The organism is Synechococcus sp. HK05 (genome assembly GCF_019104765.1).
In the GTDB taxonomy this organism is placed as follows: domain Bacteria; phylum Cyanobacteriota; class Cyanobacteriia; order PCC-6307; family Cyanobiaceae; genus Vulcanococcus.
Genome location: NZ_JAHRXJ010000011.1, coordinates 394,947 through 406,763, shown reverse-complemented (window position 1 = coordinate 406,763; position 11,817 = coordinate 394,947). Strand labels below are relative to the sequence as shown.

The following is an 11,817-nucleotide window of genomic DNA, read 5'->3' as shown; positions in this document are numbered from 1 at the left end:
TGCTGCAGACGTAGAAACAGATCAGTACCGATCCGTAAGGAGCGCAGATCCATGGGCGGGCCACTGCACCTTGTTGGTCTCACGGGCGACGGCTGCCGCATTGCCCGCGATGGGGGGGGCGGCTATGTGGTGAACCATGCCGAGGTGGATGGCGCCTGGCAGCGGGTCGCCAACCTGCCCGCTGCCTACGCCGTGTGTGAGCGCTTCAACCAGCGCGATGTGGTGCCCCTGCCCCGCCGCCGCGAACAGGCCTGAAACGGAGCCTTACCAGCTCACACCGTGCAGCTTGGGCAGGGGCGCCGTCTTGAAGGTGGTGGCAAACAGCCGCGGAATCAAGCGGCTGTTGTACACGCGAAACTCGCGCACCACACTGGCGCCCGCCTCGCGCACGGCCTGGTTGAGCACCACCGATCCATCGGGGTCCGACACCGAACGGTGGAAGGTGCCGGGCGGGATCCGGAGGATGTCGCCGCCGGTGTCCAGGCGAACAATGTGATACGGGTAGTTCCAGCCGAAGTTCACCAGATAGAAGGTGCGGCCTCCATGCAGAGCGAGGAGGTTGTCTTCCTGGTGGGGGTGCAGATAAAACTGCCAGGCTCCGGTTTTCTCCTCATCGGGGGGGCTCACGGCGGGCCCGGAATGGATCACCAGGTCGCGGGCGTTGGATTCGGCAACGGTGATGTCAAAGAACCGCACCGCGGGAGTGTCGCGGAACTTCTCATAGGGAATGAGCTCAAACATCGGCGCCCGCTCCGATGCAATCGGCCCATGACATCGGCTTTCGCGCTCGAGTGAGTCTTGTTGGAGGGGGAACGAAACCATGGCGAAGGGAAGGGCGGCGGCCTGGGGATTGGCCAATGAACCGCAATCACCGGCACGTCATGGTTCGCAGCACTACTTAATCAACCTTTCCACAGACCAGTGATTCAGGTGGTTTTGCAATCAGTAGCGTTGGTTACACCCAGCGCCACAACCTGATGACGGCACCCCCCAGCAGCTGCACCCATCAAGGCTGGCGATCCGGCGTGACCAGCGCAGCCTTCACGGCCCGCAAGCAACAGGCCCTCGCCCTCCTGCTCACGCGTCAGTTGATGGATGCGCAGTTTGTGCGCGCCGACGCGGCCGGCAGCGACCGCCTCTGGCAGGAGGTGGCTGATCTTGAGATCGATGCCGATCGCATCCTGCACCTGCTCTACTGCGGACTCGACGGCAGCGACCGCCAAGCCATGGCCGAGGAGGACGACGCCTGGATCCAGGCGCAGCCTGCGCCCGAGCCGGCGCGGGGCTGGAGCTTGCGCCATCTCCACCTCGGGCGCAACCTGCGGCGGCCCCAGGCTTCCCTCAACCCTGTTTGAGCGGGATCGGCATCTCCACGGCAGCGGGCTCAGGAGCACAACTCTCCACCCGCTGATTCACCACCTCGCCGATCACCACGATCGAAGGGGAAGCCAGCTCGGCCTCAGACACAGCAGCCGCCAACCCGGCCAGATCGGCAATCACCGAACGCTGGCCGCGCACCGTGCCCTGCTGCACCGCCGCCGCCGGGGTGGTGGGGGAAAGGCCTCCCGCAATCAACTCCTCACAGATGTGGGGCAGGTTGTGCAGCCCCATGTAGATCACCAGGCCATCGCTGCTGCGGGCTAACGCACGCCAATCCACGCTCGGACGCGCTTTATCGATTTCCTCGTGGCCGGTCACAAAGGTGACGGAACTGCCAGCGCGGCGGTGGGTCACGGGAATGCCCACATAGGCGGGGGCGGCGATACCGGCGGTCACCCCGGGCACCACCTCAACCGCCACGCCATGGCGCTCGAGGTGGGCGGCTTCTTCTCCACCCCGACCAAACAGGAAGGGATCGCCGCCCTTGAGCCGCACCACACAGCGATGCCGGCCCGCCAGCTCCACCAACACCGCGTTGGTGCTGGGCTGCGGCACGGAATGGTGGCCGCGCCGCTTGCCCACAAAGTGCTGCTCAGCCGTGTCGGGCACCAACGCCAACACCTCCCGCGGCACGAGCGAGTCGTACACCAACGCATCACAGCTGCTGAGCAGCCGATGGGCCTTGATCGTGAGCAGGTCGGGATCGCCCGGCCCCGCACCCACCAGGTACACCTTGCCGTTGCTGAACTCGGTCATGGCAGGTTGCGCAGCAAGGTGAACACCAGATCGCGGGTGGCGGGACGCTCTAACAAGGCCGGGGCGTCGAAGCCTGCATCCTCTAGCTGAGCGGTGATCCGGTTGGGGGCCAATGCCAGGGGCAACGGGCCGCCAGGCGCTCCGTCCACCGGCCAATCACTGATCAACGGGCGCTCCAGGCGCTGCGCCACAGCCTGCAGGTAGCGATCGGCCACACCTGAGCGCAAGGGGTGGTGGAGCACCGAACCGCAGCCCACGGCGGCCACGAGCGTGCGGAGATGCTCCAGCCATACAGGCCAGGCCCCCAGGAAGGGCAACAGCACCACCTCATGTCCCGCCGCGCGCAGCCGATTCCGCAGGGCCGGCAGATCAAAGCGGGCATGACTGCCGGGTGTGAGCAGCAATGGCACCACCAACAACCGCTCGCCCGGCGGCAAGTCGACAGGTTCAGCGGTGAGCGCCTGCACCCACACCGGCGCCGGCCGCTGCTTGGCCAAAGCATCCAGCGCCTGCACCAGCACGGCAGGAATCACACCACCACTGTGGCCGTGCACCACCACCAACAACGACCAGGGGCCACGGCGACGCAGGTTCCGTAGCAACGGCCACCACTGGCTGGAGCCCTGGACTGGTGAAGTCGCCCAATCGCCTCTCATGCCTTCACCATGCCATCGCAGCGCCCCATCCCCAGCTCGAGACGCACCCGCACCGCTCGGCCGGAAAGCCGGGGGGCACGCCGCTCCCCCGAGCGGTTCAGCGCAGACACCGCCGACACCCGCTGGCGCCGCGAGCTGGATGCCGATCTGATGGCCATGGGCCGGGTTTGGCAGATGCTGCGCTACGGCGCCGTGCGCATGCTCGGCGAAATCGGCCGTCAATACTGAAGATCGGCTCACAACGAGCACCTGAGAACCGCATCATCAACTCGGATGACGCGCCCTTCTCAAGTAGCGGTTGACACCATTGCCCAAGGCCAGGGGCATTCGTAGCAACAGCAACAAACGCCCTGCCGCCAGGAATGGCTTAATCACTCCAACCAAGCCGTGCTGTTCGTTTTGAAGCGGCCTGGAGACAGTGCATTGTCCTGCAGCGCGCCGAACTGTGCCTCGGTTCGAGCTGTCCAGCGCTGACTCCAGTTCCACCCAGAACATCACTTTCAGCACCCATGGTGGTTACCCCATCCATCAGCAACGATTCCCCGCAGCCCAGCGCTTTAGCGCCATGGCTCGAAGGGAAAAAGCTCAACAAGATCGAGCAGAACAAAGCCGCCAAAGACGGTCTCCTTGTAGGGAGTGAAATCGAGCGGTTTGCGCAGCTGGGCTGGGAAAACGTTGATGAAACCGACCTGCAGCTTCGCCTCAAGTGGTACGGGATGTTCTGGCGGCCGAAAACGCCAGGGCTGTTCATGCTGCGGCTACGCGTGCCCAACGGGGTGATCAGCGCTGAGCAACTGCGCGTGGTGGGCAGCATCGTGGCCCGCTATGGCACCAACGGCAGTGCCGACATCACCACCCGCCAGAACATCCAGCTGCGCGGTGTACTGCTGGAAGACCTGCCGGAGATCCTGAGCCGCCTGCAGGAGGTGGGGCTCACCACGATCCAATCCGCCTTCGACAACCCCCGCAATGTGACCGGCAATCCGATTGCCGGCATCGACCCCCACGAAATCGTGGACACCCGGCCCTACACGGTTGAACTGGAGAACTACCTCACCAACAACCGCGCCGGGAATCCCGAGTTTTCCAACCTGCCGCGCAAGTGGAACACCGCTGTTGCCGGTGCGCGCGACAACTTCCTACTCCACAACGACATCGTGTTCCACCCCGTGGAGCGCAACGGTGAACTGGGCTTCGGGGTGTGGATCGGCGGCATTCTCTCCTCGCAGATGAATGCCTACGCCATTCCTCTCAACGCCTGGGTGCGACCCGATCAGATCTGCGCCATCACAGGAGCGGTGATCAAGATCTGGCGCGACAACGGCGAGCGCGACAAGCGCCCCAAAGGCCGCTTCCGCCTCTATCTCGACCAGGTTGGGCTCGATGCCTTCCGCGCGATGGTGGAAGAGCGCTTCGGCCCGCTCACCCCCGACCCGGGCTCGGTGTTTGATCACGAGCCCCGCAGCCACTACGGCCTCCATCCTCAGAAGCAGGACGGACTGAACTACGCAGGCCTGCACGTGCCGGTGGGTCGCCTCAAAGCCGACGACTTCCAGGATCTGGCTGGGCTGGCTGAGCGCTATGGCGACGGCGACATTCGCCTCACCGAAGATCAGAACGTGATCCTCAGCGGGATCGCCTCCGAGCAGATCCCTGCCTTCCAGGCAGAGCCGCTGCTGCAGCGCTTCAGCCTGGCCCCCAGCCATCTGGCCGCCGGCACCGTGAGCTGCACGGGCAACACCTACTGCAGCTTCGCCCTCACCAACACCAAGGACCAGGCCCTCGCCGCCGCCGAAGAACTCGACCGCGAGCTGGAGCTGCCCGAGGAGCTAAAGATCCATTGGACCGGCTGCCCCAACACCTGCGGCCAGGCCTACATGGGCGCCATTGGCCTCACGGGCACCAAAGCCCGGAACCCTGAGGGCGGCATGGGCGAGGGCTACGACATCACCATCGGCGGCTCCCAGGGGGCCAACCCCCAGATCGGCGCCCTGCACCGCAAGGCCGTGCCCGCCAGCGACGTGAAACAGGTGCTCAAAGAACTGCTGATCGAGCAGTTCGGCGCCAAACCACGCCAGCACTGATTGCTTCTGGCGAGCAGATCGTTGCCGCGGCGCTGTTCTTTTGAAGCCCGGCTCCCTGCCTGTCGCACCACCATCCTCCACACGCCATGCCCTCCACCACCCAACGCGATCTCTTCTCTCGCTTTGTGAACTGGCTCAGCAGCAGCGGCCAGGACACCCCCCCGATCAGCCGCAACAGCCGGGATTTCCTCTCACGCCTGATGAACCGCATCAGCGGCTGAGTTCAGTCGTTCGCGCCATCCAACCCAAACCACCGCAACGCATCCCATGAGTGCAACCGCCTCACAGATGGACTACGTCCTACCCAATGAACTTGTCGACGGCATGATTGTTGCCGGGGGCAAGAAATCAACCGTGAGCATCAAGAACCTCTTGCTGCGCGGTTTTTATTCCGGCTCCATCCTGGGCCTGGCTGTGGTGCTGGCGCTCACCGTGGCCGCTCAGACCAAGCTGCCCTTCCTCGGATCGGTGCTGTTCCCCTTCGGTTTCGCCAGCATCGTGCTGTTCGGCATGGAGCTGGTCACCGGAAACTTCGCCCTGTTGCCGATGGCGGTCTGGGCAGGCAAGAGCACGTGGAGTGCCACCTTCCGGAACTGGATCTGGGTGTGGATCGGCAATTTCCTCGGCACCCTGGCGGTGGCCGTGATCATGATGCTGAGCCTGAAAAGCGGTGGCGCAGCCCCTGCGGATGCAGCCTGGGCAGGCGACTGGAATGCCGTCGCCGCCACGATCATCAAGCTGAACAAAGCAAATGTGATCGGCAAATATGAGGCACTGGGCAGCACAGGCTTTTTCCTGGCCTTCCTGCGGGGCGTGGTGGCCAACTGGCTGGTGTGCCTGGGCGTGACCATGGCCCTGGTGAGCAAAAGCGTGCCCGGCAAGATTCTTGCTTGCTGGCTGCCGATCACCGCATTCCAAACCCTGGGAATGGAGCACATCGTGGTGAATCAATTCCTGCACACCGCTGGTCCCCTGCTGGGCTCGGGCGTTCCCTTCAGCAAGGTGATCGTGTGGAACTTCATCCCCGTCACCGCCGGCAACATCGTGGGCGGGATGGTGTTCATCGGCATGCTCTTCTACAGCACCCACCGCACCAAGATCAGCAACGTGCTGCCCAAGGAGCACGATGAGAAGCTCGAACGCGAGCTCGCCGCCGAACTGGGCGCCCGCTGATCATGCCCTCCACTGCCGCTGCCCAAGGTGTGCTCTCGGCTGAGCAGCACACCGAGCTCGCCACCCGGCTGGGTCGCTGGCGGCGGCAACCCCTCAGCCCCGAAGAACTGGCTGAACTCCTGCCCCGGATCGCCGACCCTGATCTGGCCCTCGCCGTCGGCGAGCGGCTGGGCATGGCCGGCCCCGGGGCCATCGCTTTGATCCTGGAGCTCTGCAGCGATGGAGGCTGCAGCCTTCCATTGATCCGCGCCCTGGGCATCTGCCATCACCCACAGGCAAGGGATCAACTGCTGCAGTGGCTGCACCAAGCCGGAGAGCTACGCCCTGCCGTGCTCGAAGCGCTGGCCTGCTGGGGCCAGGAGATTGACCTCTCCATCATTGAATCGGCCCTGGCCGCGCCGGCCCAAGCGGAGCGATTGGCTGGCTTGGCACTGCTCACCTTCCGCAGCCGCAGCCTGAGCACTGAAGCGTTGCTCACACTCACCCAACCCCTCCTGAACGACCTGCGCGCCGAGGTGGTGATCGCCACCTTGCGACTGCTGCAACGCCGCCAGGAGCCTGAAATTCTGGCCGTGCTGGATTCCTGCATCGATGCCGATCAGCTGCCTGGCGTGGCGGAAACCGCCATCCAGGCCCTGGGCTGCATTGGCAGCCAAGACAGCTGCCGGCTGCTGCTCGCCCGCATGAGACAGCAGCAGCCTTCACGGCTGGACACCTGCATCCGCCGGCAACTCCAGGCGCAGGTGCGTCATCGCGCCTGGCTGGAGCAACAGCTGCGCGCGCAAAATCTCACGCTCTGATAGAGCAAGCCATCAAAAAAGCCCGCCGAAGCGGGCTCGCCGGGTGAACGCTCAGATCACCATTTTTTGTAGGGCAGGAACTTACCGCACATCGTGACCTTGACACGGTCGCCAGCAGGATCAGCAACCTTGTCGACATCAAGAGTGAAATCGATCGCACTCATAATGCCATCGCCGAACTTCTCCTGAATCACATCCTTGAGCGGCATGCCATACACCTGCATGATCTCGTAGAAGCGGTAGATCAGGGGATCTGTGGGGATCACAGGATCCAGGCCACCCTTGGTGGGATAGGCCTGCAGGGCTTCGGTGATCGCAGGATCCAGGCTGAGGAGTTCAGCCAACTTGGCGGCCTCTTCAACGGATGCCGTGGACTGGCCATAGAAGAGAGAAGCGATCCACACTTCATCGCGACCCAACGCCGCCTCGAGATCCGCAAAGCTCAAACCTTTGGCCTTCTTGGCCGCCATGAGTGTGGCTGTGATCGTGGCCTGGGAGGGAGCCGCAAGGGAGGGCATTGCAGCGGGGGTAACAGTCATACCAAAAGCCGCAGTTGCGGCAAAACAGCAACGGAACGCTCAGAAAAAAGCGCCGTTCCGGTTTCAAGAATCGCCCGACCCAAGGCCTCAACAATGCAGCCGTTGCAACCGAAGGCCGCATCATTCTGGTAGCGATCGCTACCAGAAGCCGCCCCATCGGCGCGCAGAATCGCAGTTGAGACCCAGCTTTAGCGATAACCGGCTTGACGCTCGCTGCCCCCGCCGCCACCCCAGATCAACTGTGCAGCGCTGCGAGCCGGGAGCGCTTCAAAACCTATCTGCGCAAAATCGGCAGCGGCGAACACACCAGCAGTGGCCTGAGCCGCGCCGAGGCCGCCGATGCCATGGAGCTGATCCTCGATGGAGGCGCCAGCCCAGCTCAGATCGGCGCGTTCCTGATTGCCCACCGCATCCGCCGGCCGGAGCCCCAGGAGCTCACCGGGATGCTGGATGTGTACAGGCGCCGCGGGCCTCAGCTGCACACCAGCAGCCCAGCGATCAGTTTTGGGATGCCCTTCGATGGGCGCACGCGCACCGCACCGATCTATCCCCTCACAGCCCTGGTGCTCGCCTCGGCCGGGCTACCGGTGGTGCTGCAGGGTGCGGGGCGCATGCCGGTGAAATACGGCATCACCGCCGTGGAACTGTTTGAGGCCCTGGGCGTAGGCCTCGGAGGCCGCAGCCTCAGCTGGGTGCAACAGCAACTGGATCAGTTGCAACTGGCTCTGGTGCATCAGCCCGACCATTTCCCTGCCGCCGAAAGCCTGATCAGCTACCGGGAAGATCTGGGCAAGCGCCCCCCGGTGGCCAGCCTGGAACTGTTGTGGACAGCCCACCAGGGTGAGCATCTGCTGGTGAGCGGGTTCGTGCATCCACCCACCGAAGCAAGAGCATGGCAAGCCCTGGAGCTGGCGGGTGAAACCAACGTGCTCACGGTGAAGGGCCTGGAAGGCAGCACCGATCTACCCATCAGCCGCGCTTGCGTCACCGGGCGGCCCAGCAACGGCGGTGAAGGGCGCCAAATCCTGCACCCCCGCGACCATGGCTGCTTTGGCCACGATCCCCTCTGGGAAGGCATCGAAACCTGGGGGGCCCAGGCCATGGCGGCCCTCGGCGGCCAAGGAGAGCTGGCCAACCCCCTGATCTGGAATGCCGGCACCTATCTCTGGCAAGCCGGCCTCGACCCTGATCAGGCCAGCGGCCTGGATCATGCGCGGGAGCTGCTGCAGAGCGGTGCCGTGTTGCAACGCCTGCAGCAGCTTCGAGATCACGCAGGCCCTCAGGCCTGAGCTCAGCGGCTGCCGAGGTCTTGCCAGAGGGTGGCTTGATGGGCCACCACGGGTTGCACAGCGCTGGGCTGAGCCGGTGCCACAGCCTGGGCGGTTTGCATGCTGCGAACCAGCTGAACCGCAAGGGAGGCCACCACAAAGGCCCCGATGAATCCGGCAGCCACGGTGATGGGGCTGCGCTCAGTGCGAACTGCCGAGGAACGAAGAGCCATCAAACCGAAGCATCACTTCGATCACTATGGAGACTCCGCCCAACCCATGCCAGCGGCAGGCGCGAGAAACGTTGCAGAGGCAGCACCCAAACCCCAGCTGGAGAGAGCCAGCTGACGCTGATCTGCTGTGATCCAGCCATGGCACACCCCAAGACTCATTCCCAGGGCAATCGCAAAGCGCATCGCTCAACCACTTGAATGAAGGCATGGTCGTGGCAGTGCGCTACCCGCGCGGCAACCGATGACACCAAATCCAACAGCCAACCACTGCTTCGGCTTCGAACAAGACTTTGTGGGCCAATGGCGCTGCATTCCGCTCTGCGTGCGCCGGAAGTTGGATCTCATCGGGCTCAAGCTGAAGCTGAACCACTGGCTGGCGATGAGCCAGGCGCAGCGGCAAGACTTGGTGGATTGGGATGATCAACCAGCAGCCCTCGCGGCCATGGCGGAGCACTGCCGCACCCTCACCCGCTCGATGGCCGACGGGGAAGCGAAACCGCTACCACCGGCACGGGAAGAGCCCTGGCAGCTGAGCACCTTGGTGGCAGCCCATGTGGCGGCCGCCGCCAGCGAACGCGGCATCGCCCTGGGCGTTGAACAGTGGCAACAACTCAACGAACTTGAGCGCTTCGCCCTCTGCAAACTGGCCCGCCCCGGCCACGACCATCACAACCTGGAGGCCGCGTTCTCAGAAGTGCTGGGCTGAAGAAACAGGCGCCGCAGCCGCTGCAAACGGCCCTCGCTCTGCTCCACCGGCTTCACCACCGACACGGCAGGCGCCACCACCACCGCCGTGGCCTTCAGTTCAGGCTGCTTGGAGATCGGGCACGCCTGATCGTGCATCAACACATTGGCTTCACAGGCCTGGTCCTGGCTGAAGCCCCAGTGCATCGGCAGAAACACCGAACCCGGGCGAATGCGATCACTCACCAGCACCTTGGCGGTGACGCTGCCACGCCTTGAGCTCACGGCCGCCAGCTCGCCATGCACCACGCCGAAGCGCTTGGCGTCGTTGGGATGGATCTCGAGGAGTGGCTCGGGATGCATGGTCTGCAAGCGATCCACCTTGGCCGTGCGCGTCATCGTGTGCCACTGCCCCAAATAGCGGCCCACCGTGAGCACCAGGGGATACACCGCACAGGGAGGCTCCGCCAGGCCAAGCACCGGATCCACCACGAACCGGGCCCGGCCCGACGGTGTGGGGAAGCAGCCGTTGGCATAGAGGCGTTTGGAGCCGCTGCTGGCCTCTGAGCCTTGGGGGAACGGCCACTGCTGCGGGCCCTCCTGCTCCAGCAGCGCATGGCTCAAACCCGACACATCACACACACGCCCTGCCGTGAGCGCCGCAAACTCGGCATACACCTCCGCCGAGGAGCTGTAGGTGAACTGCTGCGCGTAGCCGAGGCGCCGACCGAGCTCCGCAAACACCTCCCAATCCGGGCGGCTTTGGCCGTGGCGCGGGCGATAGGCGGGGCAATAGGTCACGCGCCGCTCGGAATTGGTCATCGCTCCGGCTTTCTCACTCCATTGGCTGGCGGGCAGCAGCAGGTGGGCGTAATGGGCCGTTTCGGTGTCGGCGTAGGCATCGCTCACCACCACCAGCGGGCAGCGGGCCATGGCCGCCTTCACCCGCTCGAGGTTGGGCATGCTCACCAGGGGGTTGGTGGCCACCACCCACCAGAGATCCAGCTCGCCGCGCTCCATCGCCTCCACCTGCTGCCAGGCAGCCAGCCCCGGCGATGCCGCGATCGATCCCGGCTCAAACCGCCAGGCCGCCTCCAGCTCGGCGCGGTGCTCGGCGTTGGCCACCAGCCGGTAGCCCGGCAGCAGATGGGCCAGCCCGCCGGCTTCGCGTCCCCCCATGGCATTGGGCTGACCCGTGAGCGAAAAGGGGCCGGCGCCAGCTTTGCCGATCTGACCGGTGAGCAGATGCAGATTGATCAAGCCGCACACCACGGCCGTGCCCTCGCGCCGCTGGTTCACCCCCATCGACCACAGGCTGAGGATGCGGTCGTTCCGGGCCCACAGCGCCGCCACCTCGCGCAGCTGCTGCTCACTGATCCCGCAGAGCTCGGCCGTTCGTTCGGGTGTGGCCGAGGCCACCAGCTGGGCGAAGTCGGCGAGGCCTTCGGTGGCTTCTTCGATGAAATCAGCATCCAGACCACCGGCAGCGATCACCAGATGGGCGATGCCGTGAAGCAGCGCTAAATCGCTACCGGGCTTGATCGCGAGGTGCAGGTCTGCAGCCTTGGTGGTATCGGTGGCGCGGGGATCCACCACCACCACGGTCAGCTCTTTCGGGCTGCGCTTCTTGCGCTTGAGCAACCGCTGAAACAGCACGGGATGACACTCCGCCGTGTTGGTGCCGATCAGAAAGGCCACACTGCAGTGGTCGAGGTCCTCGTAGCAACAGGGCGGGCCATCGGAGCCGAGGCTGCGCGTGTAGCCAGCCACGGCTGAGCTCATGCACAGCCTGGAATTGGCGTCGAAATTGTTTGTGCCCAGGGCTCCCTTGAGCAGCTTCTGGGCGAGGTAGTAGTCCTCCGTGTGGAACTGGCCGGAGCCATACATCGCGATCGCCTGCGGACCTTTGGCGGCGAGGGTGCTGCGGATGCGCCCCTCGAGCAGATCAAAGGCCTGATCCCAGCTGATCGGCTTGAAGTCTTGATCCAGGCTGGAGCGAAACAACGGCTCGCTCAAGCGGCCGCGGGCCAGGGTGTCACCCACCGTGGCCCCCTTGATGCACACCTGCCCCTGACTGGAGGGGTGCTGGCGATCACCGCGGGCCGTCCACACCGGGTTGCCTTCGGCATCACGCTTCACCGCCTGACCCGGCTGGGCGGGCGGCATCAGCTCGAGCCCGCAACCCACACCGCAGTAGGGGCACTGACTGCGCACACTGCCGGTTGAGGAATGGGCCATGGAGCG

At 64.7% G+C, this 11,817-nt stretch carries 15 protein-coding genes; 9 read left to right on the top strand and 6 right to left on the bottom strand.

The genetic code is table 11. The features are described from left to right. The first annotated feature begins 51 nt into the window (after nucleotides 1–51). Nucleotides 52–255 (top strand): hypothetical protein, encoded by a 204-nt coding sequence (locus tag KUL97_RS11445; RefSeq protein ID WP_217797089.1) that lies wholly within the window; start codon nucleotides 52–54, stop codon nucleotides 253–255. A 9-nt stretch (nucleotides 256–264) separates the two neighbouring features. Here KUL97_RS11445 and KUL97_RS11440 read toward each other — a convergent pair whose 3' ends face one another. Next, nucleotides 265–741 (bottom strand): redox protein, encoded by a 477-nt coding sequence (locus KUL97_RS11440; protein WP_217797088.1) that lies wholly within the window; start codon nucleotides 739–741, stop codon nucleotides 265–267. A gap of 236 nt (nucleotides 742–977) precedes the next feature. Between KUL97_RS11440 and KUL97_RS11435 the strand changes: the two genes are divergently transcribed. Continuing rightward, entirely contained in the window at nucleotides 978–1,355 is a 378-nt protein-coding gene (locus KUL97_RS11435; protein ID WP_217797087.1) for a hypothetical protein, read from the top strand. Here KUL97_RS11435 and cobA read toward each other — a convergent pair. Next, nucleotides 1,342–2,136: a uroporphyrinogen-III C-methyltransferase gene (cobA, locus tag KUL97_RS11430; protein ID WP_217797086.1), complete on the bottom strand. Its 795-nt coding sequence runs from the start codon at nucleotides 2,134–2,136 to the stop codon at nucleotides 1,342–1,344. The genes KUL97_RS11435 and cobA overlap by 14 nt on opposite strands. After that, nucleotides 2,133–2,792: a CbiX/SirB N-terminal domain-containing protein gene (locus KUL97_RS11425; protein ID WP_254896430.1), complete on the bottom strand. Its 660-nt coding sequence runs from the start codon at nucleotides 2,790–2,792 to the stop codon at nucleotides 2,133–2,135. The genes cobA and KUL97_RS11425 overlap by 4 nt, the downstream gene beginning before the upstream one ends. Nucleotides 2,793–2,801: 9 nt before the next feature. On the opposite strand from KUL97_RS11425, the gene KUL97_RS11420 reads away from it, so the two are divergent. The 5 genes from KUL97_RS11420 (at nucleotide 2,802) to KUL97_RS11400 (ending at nucleotide 6,849) form a co-directional block, all read left to right on the top strand. Further along, on the top strand, nucleotides 2,802–3,020 hold the full coding sequence (locus KUL97_RS11420; RefSeq protein ID WP_217797085.1) for a hypothetical protein: 219 nt from the start codon (nucleotides 2,802–2,804) through the stop codon (nucleotides 3,018–3,020). 281 nt (nucleotides 3,021–3,301) lie between these two features. Beyond that, nucleotides 3,302–4,876: a ferredoxin--nitrite reductase gene (locus KUL97_RS11415; RefSeq protein WP_217797084.1), complete on the top strand. Its 1,575-nt coding sequence runs from the start codon at nucleotides 3,302–3,304 to the stop codon at nucleotides 4,874–4,876. Between the two features lie 86 nt (nucleotides 4,877–4,962). Then, on the top strand, nucleotides 4,963–5,097 hold the full coding sequence (locus KUL97_RS11410) for a ferredoxin--nitrite reductase (protein ID WP_217797083.1): 135 nt from the start codon (nucleotides 4,963–4,965) through the stop codon (nucleotides 5,095–5,097). A gap of 67 nt (nucleotides 5,098–5,164) precedes the next feature. Then, nucleotides 5,165–6,049 carry a formate/nitrite transporter family protein gene (locus tag KUL97_RS11405; RefSeq protein WP_217797320.1) on the top strand — a complete coding sequence of 295 codons (885 nt, stop codon included), beginning with the start codon at nucleotides 5,165–5,167 and terminating at the stop codon, nucleotides 6,047–6,049. A 2-nt stretch (nucleotides 6,050–6,051) separates the two neighbouring features. Continuing rightward, nucleotides 6,052–6,849: a HEAT repeat domain-containing protein gene (locus KUL97_RS11400; protein WP_217797082.1), complete on the top strand. Its 798-nt coding sequence runs from the start codon at nucleotides 6,052–6,054 to the stop codon at nucleotides 6,847–6,849. 56 nt (nucleotides 6,850–6,905) lie between these two features. On the opposite strand, the gene cynS is transcribed toward KUL97_RS11400, so the two are convergent. After that, nucleotides 6,906–7,367 carry a cyanase gene (cynS, locus tag KUL97_RS11395; RefSeq protein WP_217797319.1) on the bottom strand — a complete coding sequence of 154 codons (462 nt, stop codon included), beginning with the start codon at nucleotides 7,365–7,367 and terminating at the stop codon, nucleotides 6,906–6,908. A 224-nt stretch (nucleotides 7,368–7,591) separates the two neighbouring features. On the opposite strand from cynS, the gene KUL97_RS11390 reads away from it, so the two are divergent. Further along, nucleotides 7,592–8,677, top strand: coding sequence for an anthranilate phosphoribosyltransferase family protein (locus KUL97_RS11390; RefSeq protein WP_254896429.1), 1,086 nt, complete (start codon nucleotides 7,592–7,594; stop codon nucleotides 8,675–8,677). A gap of 2 nt (nucleotides 8,678–8,679) precedes the next feature. Here the strand turns inward: KUL97_RS11390 and KUL97_RS11385 are convergent, their stop codons facing one another. After that, nucleotides 8,680–8,841, bottom strand: a complete 162-nt coding sequence (locus KUL97_RS11385; RefSeq protein WP_368656149.1) for a hypothetical protein — start codon at nucleotides 8,839–8,841, stop codon at nucleotides 8,680–8,682. A 289-nt stretch (nucleotides 8,842–9,130) separates the two neighbouring features. On the opposite strand from KUL97_RS11385, the gene KUL97_RS11380 reads away from it, so the two are divergent. Beyond that, nucleotides 9,131–9,595, top strand: a complete 465-nt coding sequence (locus KUL97_RS11380; protein ID WP_217797080.1) for a nitrate reductase associated protein — start codon at nucleotides 9,131–9,133, stop codon at nucleotides 9,593–9,595. Here KUL97_RS11380 and KUL97_RS11375 read toward each other — a convergent pair. Next, nucleotides 9,556–11,811, bottom strand: coding sequence for a molybdopterin oxidoreductase family protein (locus tag KUL97_RS11375; protein WP_217797079.1), 2,256 nt, complete (start codon nucleotides 11,809–11,811; stop codon nucleotides 9,556–9,558). The two genes, KUL97_RS11380 and KUL97_RS11375, sit on opposite strands and share 40 nt — an antisense overlap. Nucleotides 11,812–11,817 lie beyond the last annotated feature (6 nt).